The 16,532-nt window shown below is 70.9% G+C and carries 15 protein-coding genes; 7 read left to right on the forward strand and 8 right to left on the reverse strand.

The window, feature by feature from the left end; translation table 11 throughout:
* Positions 1 to 14: 14 nt before the first annotated feature.
* From pstB to pstS, 4 genes are all read right to left on the reverse strand, one after another.
* The gene (pstB, locus tag D0Z67_RS13510) at positions 15 to 791 is read right to left on the reverse strand and encodes a phosphate ABC transporter ATP-binding protein PstB (protein WP_031183939.1); all 777 of its coding nucleotides are present in this window, start codon (positions 789 to 791) and stop codon (positions 15 to 17) included.
* Positions 792 to 826: 35 nt separating this feature from the next.
* Positions 827 to 1,888 carry a phosphate ABC transporter permease PstA gene (gene pstA, locus D0Z67_RS13515; RefSeq protein WP_031183938.1) on the reverse strand — a complete coding sequence of 354 codons (1,062 nt, stop codon included), beginning with the start codon at positions 1,886 to 1,888 and terminating at the stop codon, positions 827 to 829.
* The gene (gene pstC / locus D0Z67_RS13520; RefSeq protein WP_031183937.1) at positions 1,885 to 2,886 is read right to left on the reverse strand and encodes a phosphate ABC transporter permease subunit PstC; all 1,002 of its coding nucleotides are present in this window, start codon (positions 2,884 to 2,886) and stop codon (positions 1,885 to 1,887) included. Before pstC ends, pstA begins: the two co-directional genes overlap by 4 nt.
* A 134-nt stretch (positions 2,887 to 3,020) precedes the next feature.
* Entirely contained in the window at positions 3,021 to 4,145 is a 1,125-nt protein-coding gene (gene pstS, locus D0Z67_RS13525) for a phosphate ABC transporter substrate-binding protein PstS (RefSeq protein WP_031183936.1), read from the reverse strand.
* Positions 4,146 to 4,468: 323 nt separating this feature from the next.
* Between pstS and D0Z67_RS13530 the strand changes: the two genes are divergently transcribed.
* Positions 4,469 to 6,019: an FAD-binding oxidoreductase gene (locus D0Z67_RS13530; protein ID WP_031183935.1), complete on the forward strand. Its 1,551-nt coding sequence runs from the start codon at positions 4,469 to 4,471 to the stop codon at positions 6,017 to 6,019.
* A 72-nt stretch (positions 6,020 to 6,091) separates the two neighbouring features.
* On the opposite strand, the gene D0Z67_RS13535 is transcribed toward D0Z67_RS13530, so the two are convergent.
* The 4 genes from D0Z67_RS13535 to D0Z67_RS13550 form a co-directional block, all read right to left on the reverse strand.
* A complete protein-coding gene (locus D0Z67_RS13535; protein WP_031183934.1) occupies positions 6,092 to 6,796 on the reverse strand; it encodes a phosphatase PAP2 family protein in 705 nt (234 codons plus the stop codon).
* A gap of 229 nt (positions 6,797 to 7,025) precedes the next feature.
* A complete protein-coding gene (locus D0Z67_RS13540) occupies positions 7,026 to 7,970 on the reverse strand; it encodes a C40 family peptidase (RefSeq protein ID WP_199812250.1) in 945 nt (314 codons plus the stop codon).
* A 160-nt stretch (positions 7,971 to 8,130) separates the two neighbouring features.
* Positions 8,131 to 8,898: a trypsin-like serine peptidase gene (locus D0Z67_RS13545; RefSeq protein ID WP_031183932.1), complete on the reverse strand. Its 768-nt coding sequence runs from the start codon at positions 8,896 to 8,898 to the stop codon at positions 8,131 to 8,133.
* Positions 8,899 to 9,041: 143 nt separating this feature from the next.
* Positions 9,042 to 9,983: an oxidoreductase gene (locus D0Z67_RS13550; protein WP_031183931.1), complete on the reverse strand. Its 942-nt coding sequence runs from the start codon at positions 9,981 to 9,983 to the stop codon at positions 9,042 to 9,044.
* Positions 9,984 to 10,081: 98 nt separating this feature from the next.
* Between D0Z67_RS13550 and D0Z67_RS13555 the strand changes: the two genes are divergently transcribed.
* From D0Z67_RS13555 to D0Z67_RS13580, 6 genes are all read left to right on the forward strand, one after another.
* Positions 10,082 to 10,690 carry a TetR/AcrR family transcriptional regulator gene (locus tag D0Z67_RS13555; RefSeq protein WP_031183930.1) on the forward strand — a complete coding sequence of 203 codons (609 nt, stop codon included), beginning with the start codon at positions 10,082 to 10,084 and terminating at the stop codon, positions 10,688 to 10,690.
* A gap of 298 nt (positions 10,691 to 10,988) precedes the next feature.
* Entirely contained in the window at positions 10,989 to 11,297 is a 309-nt protein-coding gene (locus D0Z67_RS13560; protein ID WP_003991275.1) for a hypothetical protein, read from the forward strand.
* 111 nt (positions 11,298 to 11,408) lie between these two features.
* Positions 11,409 to 12,227, forward strand: a complete 819-nt coding sequence (locus D0Z67_RS13565; protein ID WP_031183929.1) for a DUF8175 domain-containg protein — start codon at positions 11,409 to 11,411, stop codon at positions 12,225 to 12,227.
* Positions 12,217 to 13,557: a hypothetical protein gene (locus tag D0Z67_RS13570; RefSeq protein ID WP_031183928.1), complete on the forward strand. Its 1,341-nt coding sequence runs from the start codon at positions 12,217 to 12,219 to the stop codon at positions 13,555 to 13,557. The genes D0Z67_RS13565 and D0Z67_RS13570 overlap by 11 nt, the downstream gene beginning before the upstream one ends.
* Entirely contained in the window at positions 13,554 to 15,113 is a 1,560-nt protein-coding gene (locus D0Z67_RS13575) for an SCO6880 family protein (RefSeq protein ID WP_031183927.1), read from the forward strand. The genes D0Z67_RS13570 and D0Z67_RS13575 overlap by 4 nt, the downstream gene beginning before the upstream one ends.
* Positions 15,114 to 15,122: 9 nt before the next feature.
* Positions 15,123 to 16,532, forward strand: coding sequence for an ATP-binding protein (locus D0Z67_RS13580; RefSeq protein ID WP_031183926.1), 1,410 nt, complete (start codon positions 15,123 to 15,125; stop codon positions 16,530 to 16,532).

The following is a 16,532-nucleotide window of genomic DNA, read 5'->3' on the forward strand; positions in this document are numbered from 1 at the left end:
AGGGGCTCGGCGGCTCAGCCGAAGCGGCCCGAGATGTAGTCCTCGGTGGCCTGCACCGACGGGTTGGAGAAGATCCGTTCGGTGTCGTCGATCTCCACCAGCCGGCCCGGCTGCCCCACCCCGGCCAGGTTGAAGAAGGCCGTACGGTCCGAGACGCGCGCCGCCTGCTGCATGTTGTGCGTCACGATGACGATCGTGAACCGCTCCTTCAGCTCGCCGATCAGGTCCTCGATCGCGAGGGTGGAGATCGGGTCGAGCGCGGAGCACGGCTCGTCCATGAGCAGCACCCTCGGCTGCACGGCGATGGCCCGCGCGATGCACAGCCGCTGCTGCTGGCCGCCGGAGAGGCCGGAGCCGGGCTTGTTCAGCCGGTCCTTGACCTCGTTCCACAGGTTGGCGCCGCGCAGCGACCTCTCCACCACGTCGTCCAGCTCGCTTCTGCGGTGGCCGCCGTTCAGGCGCAGACCCGCCGCCACGTTCTCGAATATGGACATGGTGGGGAACGGGTTCGGACGCTGGAACACCATGCCGACCTCGCGCCGCACCGACACCGGGTCGACCCCGCTGCCGTACAGGTCCTCGTCGTCCAGCAGCACCTTGCCCTCGACGCGGCCGCCGGGGGTCACCTCGTGCATCCGGTTCAGGGTGCGCAGGAACGTCGACTTGCCGCAGCCGGAGGGGCCGATGAACGCCGTCACCGAGCGCGGTTCCACGGTCATCGAGATGTCCTCGATCGCCTTGTGGGCGCCGTAGAAGGCGGTGAGTCCGCTCACATCGATTCGCTTGGCCATTGCTTCACTTCCAGTCGGTCACTGAGGAGGTCGCGTCAGCGACCGGTCTTGGGGGCCTTCCAGCGGGCGATGCCGCGGGCCACCAGGTTGAGGATCATCACGAACGCGATCAGCGTCAGCGAAGCGGCCCAGGCACGGTCGTATGCCGCGCCCGCGCCCGCGCTCTGCGCGTACTGCTGGTAGATGTACAGCGGCAGCGACGCCTGGGCGCCCTCGAAGGGGTTGGCGTTGATGAAGGGGTTGCCGAACACCAGCAGCAGCACCGGGGCGGTCTCGCCCGCGATCCGGGCGACGGCCAGCATGACGCCGGTCGTGATGCCGCCGAGCGAGGTCGGCAGGACCACCTTGAGGATGGTCCGCCACTTCGGGATGCCGAGCGCCAGGGACGCCTCGCGCAGTTCGTTCGGGACCAGCTTGAGCATCTCCTCGGTGGAGCGCACCACCACCGGCATCATCAGGATCGCCAGGGCCAGCGAACCGGCGAACCCGAAGGGCTGGAGGTCGAGGATCAGCATCAGGCTGAGGATGAACAGGCCCGCGACGATGGACGGGATGCCCGTCATCACGTCGACGAAGAAGGTCACCGCCAGGGCGAGCCGGCCCCGGCCGTACTCCACCAGGTAGATCGCGGTCAGCACGCCGATCGGGGCGCCGATCGCGGTGGCGAGGCCGACCTGCTCCAGGCTGCCGAGGATGGCGTGGTAGATGCCGCCGCCGGGCTCGGAGTCGGCGACCAGGCCCATGGAGTGGCTGAGGAAGTAGCCGTCGAGGACCTTCACACCGCGCGAGACGGTCGTCCAGACCAGCGACACCAGCGGGATGAGGGCCAGCAGGAAGGCCACCCAGACCAGCGCGGTGGCGACCCGGTCCTTGGCCTGCCGGCGGCCCTCCACGCGGGTGGCGACCACATAGGTGCCGAGGACGAACAGCAGGGCGGCGATCAGGCCCCACTGGACGTGGCTGGTGAGGCCGGCCACCAGGCCGATGCCCACGGCCACGACGACCGAGCCGGCCGCGACGGCCCACAGGGACCACTTCGGCAGCCCGGCGCCGCGCCGCACACCGGCGCCGTCACGGGGAGAAAGTGCGGTGCTCATGCGTTGGCCCCCGAGTACTCCTTGCGGCGGGCGATGATCGCGCGGGCCGCGCCGTTGACCAGCAGGGTGATGACGAACAGGACCAGACCGGACGCGATCAGCGCGTCCCGGCCCTGCACGGACGCCTCACCGAACTTGGAGGCGATGTTCTGGGCGAAGGTGCCGCCGCCCGGGTCGAGCAGGCTGGCCTGGATGTCGTAACTCGGGGAGAGCACGGTGGCCACGGCCATCGTCTCGCCGAGCGCGCGGCCGAGGCCCAGCATCGCGGCCGAGATCACACCGGAGCGCCCGAAGGGCAGCACCGCCATGCGGACGACCTCCCAGCGGGTGGCGCCGAGGGCCAGCGCGGCCTCCTCGTGCATCCGGGGCACCTGGCGGAAGACCTCGCGGCTCACGTTGGTGATGATCGGCAGGATCATGATCGCCAGCAGGATGCCGACGGTGAGCATCGCGCGCGGGGCACCGCCGTTCCAGGCGAAGATCCCGGTCCAGCCGAGGAACTGGTCCAGCCAGCCGTACAGGCCCTGCATGTGCGGGACGAGGATCAGGGCGCCCCACAGGCCGTAGACGATCGAGGGCACGGCGGCGAGCAGGTCGATCACGTAGGCGATCGGGCCGCTCAGCCGGCGCGGGGCGTAGTGCGTGAGGAACAGCGCGATGGCCACCGCGATCGGCAGGGCCAGCGCCATGGCGACGACCGAGGAGACGACCGTGCCGAAGGCCAGCACCGCGATGCCGAAGACCGGCGGGTCGGTGTTGGTGTTCCACTCGAAGGTGGTCAGGAAGTTGCCGTCGTCGGCGCTGATCGCCAGGCACGCCCGGTAGGTGAGGAAGACCGCGATCGCGGCCATGATCACCAGCAGCAGGATGCCCGAGCCGCGCGAGAGGGCCAGGAAGATCCGGTCGCCGGGGCGGGTCACGCCCCGTGCGGTCCGCCGCTCGCCGGCGTCGGGCCGGGGGGCGGAAGGGGGTACGTCGGTTGTCGTCGATATGTCCATCGGGTTCTCCGGTCTGCTGAGCCGCGCGGGGCGGCTCGCAGGAGCCGTACGCGGGGTACGGCTCCGGGCGGCGGTGCACCGGACGGTGCGCCCGGCCCCGGGGGAGCGGGGCCGGTCGCACACTCGGGGTCAGGTCAGCTCAAGGAGGCGACGGTGGTGCGGACCTTGGCGATGATCTCTTCGGGGATGGGCGCGTAGTCGTTCTGCGACAGCACCTTCTGGCCGTCCTCGCCGGCGAGGTAGGTCAGGAACGCCTTGGTGGCGGGCAGCGTCTCGGGCTTGTTGCCCTTGTCGCAGACGATCTCGTACGTGACCAGGGTGAGCGGGTAGGCGCCCTCGGCCTTGGTGTTGTAGTCCAGCTTCAGCGCGAGGTCCTGGCCGGTGCCGACGACCTTGGCGGCCGCGATGTCGGCGGTGGCGGAGTCGGTGGAGGGCTTCACCGGGGTCTTGGCACCGGTGGCGATGGCCACGGTGGTCATGTCCTTGGCGTAGGACAGCTCGAAGTAGCCGATCGCACCCGGGTTCTGCTTGACGCCCTGGGCCACACCGGACGACCCGGAGGCCGCCTGGCCGCCCTTGGCCTGCCACGCCTTGCCGCCCTCGTACTTCCAGTTGTCCGGGGTGGTGGCGATCAGGTACTTGGTGAAGTTGTCCGTGGTGCCGGAGTCCTCGGAGCGGTGGAACGCCTGGATCTTCAGGTCGGGCAGCTTCGCCGAGGGGTTCAGCTTCTTGATCGCCGCGTCGTTCCACTTCTGGATCTTGCTGTCGAAGATCTTGGCGAGCGTCGGGGCGTCCAGCACGAGGTTGTCCACGCCGGGCACGTTGTAGCCGAGCGCGATCGGGCCGCCGACCATCGGCAGGTCGATGCCCTGGCCGCCCTTGCAGACCTTCTTGGAGGCGACGACCTCTTCCGGCTTCAGCGCGGAGTCGGAGCCGGCGAAGGCGATCTGGCCCTGGTTGAACGAGGTGACACCGGCACCCGAGCCGGCGCCCTTGTAGTTGATCTGCACACCGCACGCCTGGGAGAAGTTCTTCACCCACGCGTCGATCGCGTTCTTCTGCGCCGAGGAGCCGTCGGCCAGCAGCTGGCCCTTGGCGCCGTCGCACTTGATCGAACCAGCGGCGGCCGCCGACGACGAGCCGCTGCCCGTCTTGGTGCCCGTGTCGTCGGAACCGCACGCCGTCAGGGCCAGGGCACCGGAGACGGCGACCGCACCGAGCGAGAGGGCGCGCAGCCGGTTCTTGCGCTGAAGCTTCACGTTCGGAAGTTCCTTCCAGGAGCCGCCGCTAGGGGCGGCGTGCGACGTTGGGTGGTACGCGAGTGCATCCTGTCCGCACTCCGTACCGGCTACGGCCGAAATTAGGCAGAACAGGTGAAGCCGCCGATGGCCCGAAGTGAACGAGGGGTGAACCCCTGCCGTCGGCCTGGTGAGGTGACGGAACGCTCACGGCCAGGACACGCGGAGGTCCCGGCGGACGCCCGCCCCTGACGTGTTCTCGCCCCTGTCCGGAACCCGGGCCCCCCGGACACCGTCTGGCTCCCCGAAGGATCACCGCGAAGGGCGAGGGGACGGCGAGCGACATGGACCGGCGGACGTTTCTCACGGGCGGCGCCACCGCCCTGACCGCACTGACCGCCTGCGCGCCGGGCGGTGACGCCTCGGCCCGGCCCGGCGCCTCCGGAACGCGGGTGTCCACCACCATGACAACAGCCTCCGTGAAGGCCGCCGCCGACTGGACCGCCCTCGCCCGCGGCCTCGACGGCACCCTGGTCCGCCCCGGCGACGCCTCCTGGACCCCGGCACGCCGCCTCTACAACACCCGCTTCGACTCCCTGCGCCCGGCCGCCGTCGCCTACGCGGCCCACGCGGCCGACATCCGCACCCTGCTGGCGTACGCCCGAGCCCACCGGATCAAGGTGGCGATCCGCAACGGCGGTCACTCCTACGCCGGTTACTCCTCCGGCGACGGCCGCCTGATCGTCGACGTGTCCGCGCTGAACCGGGTGAGCGCCTCGGGCGGGCACGCCGTGGTGGGCGCGGGGGCCAAGCTCATCGACGTGTACCGGACGCTGGGCGCCAAGGGCGCGACCATACCGGCCGGCTCCTGTCCGACGGTCGGGATATCCGGGCTGGTGCTCGGCGGCGGCCACGGTGTCGCCTCCCGCGCCTACGGCCTCACCTGCGACAGCCTCACCCAGGCCACCCTGGTCACGGCGGACGGCCGTACCCGTATCGCCAACTCCCATGAGAACGCGGACCTGTTCTGGGCGCTGCGCGGGGCGGGCAACGGCAACTTCGGCGTCGTCACCGAGCTGCGCTTCACCACCCACCGCGCCCCGCGGGCCGTGACCGCCTCCCTGCGCTGGCCCTGGGCGAAGGCGGCGGCGGTGCTGAAGGCGTGGCAGGAGTGGGGGCCCGCCCAGCCGGACGAGATCTGGTCCGCGCTGCACCTGGAACGCGCCGGGGGCCGCACCCCGACCGTCTCCGTCTCCTGCTTCTCCATGGGCTCCCGCAGCGGCCTGGAGAACGCCGTCGACCGCCTCGCCCACCGCGCGGGCGCCGACGCCTCCGCCGTCTCCCTGCGCGACCACGGCTACGAGGAGGCGATGGAGATATACGCCGGCTGCTCCGCCTTCGCCACCGACGCCCAGTGCCATCTGCCGGGCACCGCCCCCGGCCGCTCCCCGCGCGGCGCCCTGCACCGCGAGACCTACGCGGCCCGCTCCGACTTCTTCGACCGCTCGCTGTCCTCCGCCGGCGTCGAGACCCTGCTGAAGCGGGTCGGCGCGATGTCCGGCGGCGCGGGCAGTGTGGCGCTCACCGCGCTGGGCGGCGCCGTCAACCGGGTCTCGCCCACCGCCACCGCCTTCGTGCACCGCCGCTCCCGGATGCTGGCCCAGTACCTCGCCTCCTGGGACGCGGGCGCCTCCGGCTCGGCCGCCCGCTCCTGGCTGGACGCCACCCACACCGCGATGCGTCCCCACGCCTCGGGCGCCGCCTACCAGAACTACACCGACGCCGCCCTGACCGACTGGCGCCGCGCCTACTACGGCAGCGCGGGCACCCGGCTCGCCGAGGTGAAGAAGCGGTACGACCCGGACCGGTTCTTCGGGTACGCGCAGGGGCTGTGAACGGGGTCTGTGACACAGGAGAAGGCCGCGGCAACCGAGCCGCGGCCTTCTCGCCAAGTCCTGCGGGAACGCCTACGCGGCCAGGTCCTTCTCCCCCGACCCGGCCGGCTCGCGGCCGCCCGCGAACAGCGCGTCCCCGCGCTCACCGCCCGCCGGACGGGCGCTCACCAGCCGTCCCGCGCGCGGGGAGCGGGCGATGGCCCGCACCAGCGGGGTGAGCAGCGCGGTCGCGGGCGGGGAGAGCAGCAGCGCGACCGCCGTACCGAGGGCGAAGCCGCCGATCACGTCGGTCGGGTAGTGCACGCCCATGAAGACCCGGCAGAAGCCCTCCAGCAGGGCGAGGGCGATACCGGCGATGCCGAAGCGGCGGTTGGCGACGAAGAGGCCGACCCCGATCGCCATGGTGATGGTCGCGTGGTCGCTGACGAAGGAGTAGTCGCTCTTGCCCGCGATCAGGACGTCGAGCCCCTGGTGGTCCAGGAAGGGGCGGGGCCGCTCCACGAAGCCCCGGATCGGCACGTTCACCAGTACCGCCACGGCGGCCGCCAGCGGGGCCCAGACCAGCGCGGCCACCGAGGACACCGCGTCCGGGCCGCCCCGGCGCCGTACCGTCAGCCAGCAGCCGAGGACCAGAAGGATCATGGCCACCGGGAGTCCGTACTCGCCGGTGAACTCCATGACCCGGTCGAACCAGTGCGGGGCGGCCTTCGCCAGGCCGTTGATGTCGTAGAGCAGCTCGACGTCGGGGTTCGATCCGGATTCGGCGAGTACAGCCATGGTGCTGCGGCCCCTTCGTCGTCTTACCGGACGCACCCAGTGTGCGTCGCGCCAACCCCCCGTGGGTCGTAGATCCGCTTCCGTTGCACTGGCGCACTGACGTCTGCTCGGCTACGTGAACAGGAACGCACAGCCCCTGGGTCTGCGTTCCACCCTCCACCGAATGATCACTCAGACGTTATCGAAGAGATACCCGTCCGCGCAGCTCAGGGGGTGGGTTGACGCTCCGCTACACATGCGTCGGGAGCGCTTTCGCGCCATCCTCGGTGACCCTCGTGGCACCGAAGTAGTCACCGCCGTCGATCGGGTCGAACCGGATCACCGCACCCGTGCGCGGCGCGTCGATCATGTAGCCGCCGCCCACGTAGATGCCGACGTGGTGGATGGCCCGCGAGTCGTTCGGATCGTGCGAGAAGAACACCAGGTCACCGGGGAGCAGTTCATTGCGCGCGGGATGCGGACCGGCGTTGTACTGGTCGTTCGCCACGCGCGGCAGCTTGATCCCGACCTGGTCGTACGACGCCTGGGTCAGCCCCGAGCAGTCGAACCGCCCGCTCTGCGCGGCCGTACCGGTGCCGCCCCACAGATACGGGGTGCCGAGCTTGCTCTGCGCGTAGGCGATGGCCCCGGCGGCCTGCCGGGAGGGGTCCACCCGGGCGACCGGCGCGGCGAAGCTCTTCGCCAGCGTCGTGATCGTCTTCACGTAGTTCCGGGTCTCCCGGTACGGCGGCACGCCCCCGTACCGGATGACCGCGTAGGCGCCCGCGTTGTAGGAGGCCAGCATGTTGGCCGAGATGTCACCGGGAACGTCCTTGACGTACTTGGCCAGTTCGCAGTCGTAGGAGGCCGCCGAGGGGATCGCGTCCGCCGGGTCCCACACGTCCCGGTCGCCGTCACCGTCCCCGTCCACCCCGTGGGTGGCCCAGGTGCCGGGGATGAACTGCGCTATCCCCTGTGCCTTCGCGGGGCTGCGCGCACCGGGGTTGAACCCGCTCTCCTGGTACAACTGGGCGGCCAGCAGCGCCGGGTTGATGGCCGGGCACAGGTTGCCCCACTTCTGCACCAGCGTCTGGTACGCGGCCGGGACGGCGCCCTTGGCCAGCCCGACACCGCCGGCGGCGGCCCCGCCCGCGAGGTTCCCCGCGACGATGTACACCCCGACGACGAGCAGCATCACGAAGCTCAGGCCGAGCCCGATCGCGGCGCCTCCGGCCACCCATACTTTGCGCACGGGTCAACCCTCCCCCATAAACGGCCGGTTCAAGGCCGATTTGCCCGCGCGCGCGGCCCGCAGGCCAACAATTCGGCCTATCCGTGACCGGCCAGACGCCCCGTCAGCTACCGGTCGCCGTCCGGTACAGCGCGGCCGCCGCGCGCCCCAGCACCACGCTGTAGGACACGTCCGCCGTCGACCCGCCCCGCTGATGGCCGCCGAGCACCCCGACCACCTGACCGGACCCGTTCAGCCACGGGCTCCCGCTGGTCCCGCCGCTGAAGCCGGGACAGTGCACCCGCTGCTGGGTCAGGCCGCGCGCCACCGGCCGGTCGGTGCACATCACCGGTGTGTCGCGCGCGTCCGGCAGTCCGAAGAGGGTCACGGCGCCCGCGCCGGCCACGGTCCCGGTGGCGAACCGGTTCCCGCCCACCACGTCCTCGACCCGCCGGCCGTCCACCTCGCCGACGTGCGCGAAGGCCACGTCGCTGTCCTCGTCCTTGTCCGCCGTCCACCCCTCGGGCAGCACCCACTCGCCCACCGGCCACATCCCGTACGGCGCACGCCCGTCGCGGTAGCCCGGCGCGAAGAACAGCTTGCCGTCGACGTGGGTGATGCAGTGCGCGGCGGTGACCAGCAGGTCATGGGCGGGGCTGTGCACCACCGAGGCGGTGCAGAAGTGGCCGCGGTCGGGCCGGCCCGACCCGTCCGCGCCGAACAGCGCGCCCACCCGGGCGGTCCGCGCGTCGGCGGGCGCGGTGACGGTCACCCCGAGCGGGCCGCGTCCGTCGTCGGCGGCCGCAACGGAGGCCGAGGTGAGTGCGAGCATGACGACCGCGCCGAGCAGGGCGGGCCGCGAGGTGACCGGGTTGCGTGCGCTGCGCTTCATCAGTCCTCACTCTGTCCCCCCAGGGTGAGAAACCTGCCCGTTCGTCGCTGAGATTTTCCTGTGAACCGGTCTCCAACTCACCCGCCGTCGGCCGGAGTGCCGTCCACCCTACCGACGCCGGTCACGCTCCGCCCGCCGTGCGGTCACACGGTGTCAACACCTTCGGTCGCGGGTGCCGCGAGCCCCCAGGTGACGCCGGTCAGCTCCTCGGAGAGCATCCACAGCCGCCGGGCCGCCTCCGGGTCGCTCGCCGCCGCGCTCCGGCCGACCAGCGCGGGGGCACCGCGCATCTCGCCGAGGCCGCCCGGGCCGACGTAGGACGCGCCGGGCAGGTCCTGGGTGGCCGCGAACAGGGTGGGCAGCGAGCCGCCCTTGTCGTCCTGGGCGAACACCTTGTTGCCGACGCCCATGAAGACGCGGGCCAGCGGGTTCGCGGCATGGCTCTGGAGGTTGGTCGCGGCGTAACCGGGGTGGGCGGCGAGGGCGCGCACCCCGGACCCCGCCCCGGTGAGGCGGCGCTGGAGCTCCAGGGTGAACAGGAGGTTGGCCAGCTTGGACTGGGCGTAGGCGCGGGTCGGGGTGTAGCGGCCGCGCAGGTTGACGTCGTCGAAGCTGATCCGGCCGTCCCCGCCCCGGTGCAGCCCGGAGGAGACGGTCACCACGCGGTCGGTGAGGTGCGGCAGCAGCAGGTTGGTCAGGGCGAAGTGCCCGAGGTGGTTGGTGCCGAACTGGGTCTCGAAGCCCTGCTTCGTCCGCCCCTCGGGCAGCATCATCACGCCCGCGTTGTTGACCAGCAGGTCCAGCGGGCGGTCCCAGCCGGCCGCGAACTCCCTTACCGAGTCCAGGTCCGCCAGGTCCAGGCGGCGGACCTCGGTACTGCCGCTCACCCGCCCCGCCGCGGCCGCGCCGCGCGCCGGGTCCCGCACCGCGAACACCACGTGCGCCCCGGACCGCGCCAGCGCGGCGGCGGCCATGAAGCCGATCCCGCTGTTGGCACCGGTCACCACGGCCGTACGGCCGCTCAGATCGGGCAGACGGTCCACATTCCACCGGCGCGCGCCGCGCGCCTCGTTCGTCTCGGCCATGACCTCAATGTAGGCAACGCCAACAATGATGTCAACGACAACAATGCATACACCGCCAACAAAGCTGGCGCCGACAACATCGGGATACGATGACCCCCATGCCGCGCATCCCCACAAGCCGCCCGTACCACCACGGCGACCTGCGCGCCGCCCTGCTCCAGAGCGCCGAGCGCACCCTGCGCGAGAAGGGCGCAGCCGCCCTCTCGCTGCGCGAACTGGCCCGCGCCACCGGCGTCAGCCACGCCGCCCCCGGCCGCCACTTCAAGGACAAGCAGGCCCTCCTCGACGCCCTCGCCCTCGCCGGCTACGAGCGTCTGAACCAGGCCCTCGCCGCCGCCGCCGACACCGGCCCCGACGCGGACTTCGAGCAGCGCATGACCGCCCTGGCCCGCGCCTACCTCGGCTTCGCGATCGACAACCCCGAGCTGCTGGAGCTGATGTTCGCGCGCAAGCACGAACCCGACAGCTCCGGCCGGCTCGCCGCCGCCGTCGACCAGTCCCTCGGCGCCCTCACCCGCACCTTCGCCGACGCCCAGGAACGCGGCGAGATCGTCCAGGGCGACCCCGAGCGCATCACCCTGGTCGCCGCCGCCGGACTGCACGGCCTCGCCGCCCTCGTCGCCGGCTGCGCGCTGGACGCCGAGGAGGCCCTGGCCGGCCTCGACACCCACGTCCACCTGCTGCTGCACGGGCTCAAACCGCGCTGACGCCGCGTGAGAACATCGTCTCGACGTCTCACCCGACCGGCCGTCAGAAACCGCGCGGGGGACGGAAGGGACGTAAAAGAGCCCAACGACGGAACCACACCACAGGTTTCGCACCCGCGTCATTGCCCGGCGTGACCTGCCGTGATACACAGAGTGACCGTACGCGCCAAATGTACGAGACCCGCCTGTGAATGCCGCCAAGTCGACATACGACGGCGACGTTGTCGGCGACAATGAGACCTGACCTCTGCACACCGCAGAGGAGCGGCACAACTACCCACCAGGGGCGGTGACTTACATGCTCTTTGCGGCCGACAAGGGAGACATCAACACCATCATCGGCGGGATCGCTCCGGACTGGGGGCCTTTCGGCAGCCTGGGCAACGAAGCGAAGGTCATGATCGAGGTCGTGATGGCCGTCGCCATCCTTCTCTGCCTCGGCATCGCCATCTGGGGCGCGGCCAAACAGCGCATCGGCGCCACCGCCCTGCGGGACACCTTCAGCGCGGAGCAGGGCAAGGGACTCATCATCGCGGGCCTCACCGGGGTCTTCATCATCGGCTCCCTCGGCACGCTGTTCACCATCGTGTACGGCATGGCCGTCTGACGCCCGGACTCGAGGTCGCGTTTCCCTGATGTCCAGTCACCACACCGCGCCCGCGCGAGGACCAGCCCGGCTACCGTCGTACGAACACGAGACGGAGAGGGCGGACGCGGCATGAGCACCTCAGGCGAGCACGGTTACCCCGACACCGGCCAGACCCGCACCCACCTCCCCGGCGGCGACCCCTACGGCGGCGCCCCCCGCCGATCCCCCCGCTCCTCCTCCCGCAGCCTCATCACCGTCGTCGGCGTGGTCGTCCTCCTGATCGCAGCGATCGCCTTCGCCAACCGGGGGACTTCACCGAAGGACGGCGGCGCGAAGGCGCGAGCGGTCGGGTCGGAGGCCGCACCGACCGCGCCCTCGGGCACCAAGCCGGTGAAGACGGAAGACACCGGGGTACCGGCCGGCTTCGCGCACACCGCGCAGGGAGCGCAGTCGGCCGCGTCGAACTACGCCGTGGCGCTGGGCTCGACGAACATGTTCAAGCGGGATGACCGCCACGCCCTCCTGAAGGCCCTTTACACCCCCGCCGCGGCGGCCTCCCTCCAGGCACCCATGGACAAGGCCTACTCGTCTCAACTCCTGGCGCGTATGGGCCTCGACGCTCAAGGCGATCCCCCGAAGAACAGCACGTTCGTCTCCCGCGTGGTGCCCATCGGCACCACAGTGCACGCGTACACGGACGACAAGGCCAAGGTCGCACTCTGGTACACGGGACTCATTGGCATGGCCGGCAACGGCTCCACCGATCCCGTCACCTCCTCTTGGAAGACCTGGACGTTCGACCTGGAGTGGTCCGGGGGCGACTGGAAGATCGCCGCCGACACCCAGAAGGACGGCCCGGCCCCGGTACCCGGTGACGACAAGGCCGCCACCACCGACGAGATCAGCAAGGCAACCGAAGAGTACGGAGGGTTCACGTATGCCAGGTAACCCTCGAGGTGCGCTCCGCCTCGCGAGCATCGTGACGGCCGTGCAGACGGCCGCCGTGCTCACGGCCACACGTGCCTTCGCCGCGCCGTCCCCTCCGGCCACCCCGTCCGGGAGCCCCTCACCGTCCTCCGGGACCGACTGCAGCATCATCCCGGGCCAAGCCAAGAAATACTGCGAGCGGGGCAACGCACGCAGTGGATCCGGCGGAGCCACCACCCCGGACATCACCTCCCCGCTCGACCCCCTCTCCTCCCTCGCCAAAGGCTGCGCGGACGCCGCCTCGTGGACGATCGGGAAGTTGAGTGACGCGGTGAAGGAGACGGCGAACGTCGACTTCACGAACCCGAAGTTCCTCCAGCAGTACGCGGTGGTGTTCGCCGCCTCGACGATCCTCACGCTCGTCCTGTGGCTCCTCGCCGTGGCCAAGCGAGCGGTACGAGGCGTCCCCCTGACCACCGCCATCTCGGAAGCCGTCGGCTTCCTCTGGCTCACGGTCCTCGCCTCCGCCTTCACCCCCCTGATCCTCTACACGGTCGTCTCCGCGGCCGACGGCGTCACCGACGTGCTGGCGAAAGCCACCGGCGACCAGGCGGACACGTTCTTCGGCACCTTCTCCGGCGCCCTGGCCAAGGGCGACAACATCGGCGGCGGCCCCATCATGCTGATCGTCGTCTCCCTCGTCAGCATCCTCGCCGCAGGCGTCCTCTGGCTCGAACTCGTCATCCGCGCAGCCCTGTTGTACGTAGGCGCCCTCCTCGGCACCGTCGTCTACGCCGGCCTCGTCGACAAGAACCTGTGGGGCCACGTCCGCCGCTGGGCCGGCATCATGATCGCCGTCATCATGGTCAAACCGGTCATCGTCATCGTCCTCGGCCTCGCCGGCGCCCTCTCCGGCGACAGCGGCCCCGACGCCTTCGGCGCCGTCGTCTCCGGCCTCTCCATCATCCTGCTCGCCATCTTCGCCAGCGCGATGATCTACCGCTTCGTCCCCGGCTTCGGCGACGAGATCGCCGGCTCCCGCAACAACCGCATCATGCAGGGCGCCGAGGGCAAGGCCGCCGCCGTCATCAGCTCCCCCGCCACCCTCGTCGCCCAGGGCATCAAGACCCACAGCACCCGCGCCGACAGCAACGCGGGCGGCGGACAGGGCGGCAGCACCCCCCGCCCCGCCAACCCCGCCTCCGGCGGCGTCGCCGCCCACAGCGGCCGTACCCCCCAAAGCGCCCCCGCCGCGGCCCCCGCACCCCGCGCACCCAGCCCGGTCAACACCCCGCACGCAGGCAACACCCGCAACAGCAGCACCAACCGCTCTGGAGGTGAAGGGCGTTGACGACCGAGGCCCACCTGTCCCATCCGGTCTCGCCCCGCCGTACGTATCTCATCGGCCGCGCCCGGCCCAACGCGATCATCGGCCGCAACCGCGAGTCCGGCGAGATCGCCCTGATCGTCGTCGGCGCGTTCCTCGGCATGATGTGCGGCCTCCTCGTACCCGCCCTCCCCCTGCGCATCGCGCTCCTCAGCGGCCTGCCGATGCTCGCGGTCGCCGCGGTCTACGTGCCGTACAAGCGCCGCACCTTCTACAAGTGGTTCGAGATCAACCGCTCCTACAAGCGCACCGTCAAGCGCCAGGCCGTCTACCGCTCCCCCGTCATGGAGGCCGGCACCCGCCTCGACGGCCGCGAGGTCGAGATCGGGCCGCCCCCCGGCATCGGCCGCATCACCTGGCTCGCCGCGCCCTTCGGCCCCGACGAGATCGCCGTACTGCTGCACGCCGACCGCAAGACCGTCACCGCCGCCATCGAGATCGAGGGGCCCGGCGTCGGCCTGCGCGACTCCGAGGACCAGGAAGCCCTCGTCGACCGCTTCGGCACCCTCCTCAAGCACGTGGCCAACGGCGACGGCTTCGTCACCCGCATCCAGATGCTCGCCCGCACGCTGCCCGCCGACCCCGACGCCCACGCCAAGGACGTCGTCCTGCGCGGCGACGGCCGCTCCCCCGAGTGGCTCCAGCGGTCCTACGACCAGCTCCAGTCGATGGTGTCCACCAGCAGCGAGCAGCACCGCGCCTACCTCGTCGCCTGCATGAACTACAGCCGCGACCTGGCCGCCGAGGCGCACGCGATGGCCCGCGCCGCCCGCCCCCAGGCCGGCCGCAAGCTCGACCGCGACGCCGGACTCGCCATCGTCATGGCCCGCGAGCTGACCGACATCTGCTCCCGCCTCCAGGAAGCCGACATCCGGGTCCGGCAGCCCCTCGGACAGGGCCGCCTCTCCTCCCTGATCCACTCCATGTACGACCCGGACCACCCCATCGACCACATCCAGGCCATGACCCAGCGCAACGCCTGGCCCGCCGAGCTGAACGCCATGGAGCCCACCTACCTGCAGGCCAAGACCCGCGAGTCCACCACCCGCGCCCCCTGGTGCCACGCCACCGCCTGGGTGAAGGAATGGCCGATGACCCCCGTCGGCGTCAACTTCCTCGCCCCGCTCCTCGTCCACACCCCGGACGTGATCCGCACCGTCGCCGTCGCCATGGACCTCGAACCCACCGAGATCGCCATCGAGCGCATGCTGACGGAGAAGACCAACGACGAGGCCGAGGCGTCCCGCGCGGCCAAGATGAACCGCACCGTCGACCCGCGCGACGTCGCCGCCCACTCCCGCCTCGACCAGCGCGGCGAGGACCTCGCCAGCGGAGCCGCCGGCGTCAACCTCGTCGGCTACATCACCGTCTCCGCCCGCTCCCCCGAGGCACTCAACCGCGACAAGCGCACGATCCGCGCCTCGGCGGGCAAGTCGTACCTGAAGCTGGAGTGGTGCGACCGCGAGCACCACCGCGCGTTCGTGAACACCCTCCCGTTCGCCACCGGCATCCGAAGGTAGAGGCTCTCCATGCGAGATCCGCTCTCCGTCCTCACCGACGCCTTCACGTCCTTCCTCTTCGGGAAGGTCGAGACCACCCGCCTCCCGGTGCGCACCTCCACCGGGCAGGCCCAGGCGGTCTACCTGCCGACGGCCGCCCCCGGCCTCGGCGACTCAGGCGTCATCATCGGCCGCGAGGTCTACTCCGGGAAGGGCTACATCTACGACCCCTTCCAGCTCTACGGCCAGCAGCTCCCGGCCCCGCACTGGCTCGTCCTCGGCGAGTCCGGCAACGGCAAGTCGGCGCTGGAGAAGACGTATGTACTCCGCCAGCTCCGCTTCAAGGACCGCCAGGTCGTCGTCCTGGACGCCCAGGGCGAGGACGGCGTCGGCGAATGGAACCTCATCGCGGAGGAGCTGGGGATAACCCCCATCCGGCTCGACCCGACCGCCGCGCTCAACCACGGCATCCGGCTCAACCCGCTCGACCCCGCGATCACCACCACGGGCCAGCTCGCGCTGCTCCGCACGATCATCGAGGTCGCGCTCGGCCACGGCCTGGACGAACGCTCCGGCTTCGCCCTCAAGGTCGCGCACTCCTACGTCAACGAGACCATCGTCGACCGCCAGCCCGTCCTCATGGACATCGTCGAGCAGCTCCGCCACCCCGAGCCGGAGTCCGCCGAGGCGATGAACGTGGCCATAGACGACGTACGGGCCTGGGGCCTGGACGTCGCCCTGGTGATCGACCGGCTGGTCGACGGCGACCTGCGCGGCATGTTCGACGGCCCGACCACGGTCGGCATCGACCTGGACGCCCCGCTGATCGTCTTCGACCTCTCGCACATCGACCGCAACTCCATCGCCATGCCCATCCTGATGGCGATCGTCGGCGTGTGGCTGGAGCACACCTGGATCAGGCCCGACCGCAAGAAGCGCATCTTCCTGGTCGAGGAAGCCTGGCACATCATCAACAGCCCGTTCGTGGCCCAGCTGTTCCAGCGACTGCTGAAGTTCGGCCGGCGCCTCGGCCTGTCCTTCGTCGCCGTCGTCCACCACCTCTCCGACGTGGTCGACGGCGCGGCGGCGAAGGAGGCGGCCGCGATCCTCAAGATGGCCTCCACCAGGACTATCTACGCCCAGAAGGCCGACGAGGCCAGAGCGACCGGTCGGGTCCTCGGCCTGCCCCGATGGGCCGTGGAGATCATCCCGACGCTCACCCCCGGCATCGCGGTCTGGGACGTCAACGGCAACGTCCAGGTGGTCAAACACCTGGTCACCGAGACCGAACGCCCGCTGGTCTTCACCGACCGCGCGATGACCGAGTCCTCCGCCGACCTCACCGACGACGCCCTGCGCGCCGCCGAACTGGAGGCCGAGCAGCGGGCCGCCGCCTTCGTGGAACAGCACGTGGGCGACTCCGAGTCGACGGTGGCATAG

It is taken from the genome of Streptomyces seoulensis (assembly GCF_004328625.1).
Lineage (GTDB): Bacteria > Actinomycetota > Actinomycetes > Streptomycetales > Streptomycetaceae > Streptomyces > Streptomyces seoulensis.

What these genes read in the sequence shown, in the direction of transcription:
- D0Z67_RS13555 (WP_031183930.1), top strand. Translation starts at nt 10,082, where the DNA reads ATGCCGCGCATCCCCACAAGCCGCCCGTACCACCACGGCGACCTGCGC.
- D0Z67_RS13565 (WP_031183929.1), top strand. Translation starts at nt 11,409, where the DNA reads ATGAGCACCTCAGGCGAGCACGGTTACCCCGACACCGGCCAGACCCGC.
- pstB (WP_031183939.1), bottom strand. Translation starts at nt 791, where the DNA reads ATGGCCAAGCGAATCGATGTGAGCGGACTCACCGCCTTCTACGGCGCC.
- pstA (WP_031183938.1), bottom strand. Translation starts at nt 1,888, where the DNA reads ATGAGCACCGCACTTTCTCCCCGTGACGGCGCCGGTGTGCGGCGCGGC.
- D0Z67_RS13570 (WP_031183928.1), top strand. Translation starts at nt 12,217, where the DNA reads ATGCCAGGTAACCCTCGAGGTGCGCTCCGCCTCGCGAGCATCGTGACG.
- D0Z67_RS13580 (WP_031183926.1), top strand. Translation starts at nt 15,123, where the DNA reads ATGCGAGATCCGCTCTCCGTCCTCACCGACGCCTTCACGTCCTTCCTC.
- D0Z67_RS13550 (WP_031183931.1), bottom strand. Translation starts at nt 9,983, where the DNA reads ATGGCCGAGACGAACGAGGCGCGCGGCGCGCGCCGGTGGAATGTGGAC.
- D0Z67_RS13535 (WP_031183934.1), bottom strand. Translation starts at nt 6,796, where the DNA reads ATGGCTGTACTCGCCGAATCCGGATCGAACCCCGACGTCGAGCTGCTC.
- pstC (WP_031183937.1), bottom strand. Translation starts at nt 2,886, where the DNA reads ATGGACATATCGACGACAACCGACGTACCCCCTTCCGCCCCCCGGCCC.
- D0Z67_RS13560 (WP_003991275.1), top strand. Translation starts at nt 10,989, where the DNA reads ATGCTCTTTGCGGCCGACAAGGGAGACATCAACACCATCATCGGCGGG.
- D0Z67_RS13530 (WP_031183935.1), top strand. Translation starts at nt 4,469, where the DNA reads ATGGACCGGCGGACGTTTCTCACGGGCGGCGCCACCGCCCTGACCGCA.
- D0Z67_RS13545 (WP_031183932.1), bottom strand. Translation starts at nt 8,898, where the DNA reads ATGAAGCGCAGCGCACGCAACCCGGTCACCTCGCGGCCCGCCCTGCTC.
- D0Z67_RS13540 (WP_199812250.1), bottom strand. Translation starts at nt 7,970, where the DNA reads ATGCTGCTCGTCGTCGGGGTGTACATCGTCGCGGGGAACCTCGCGGGC.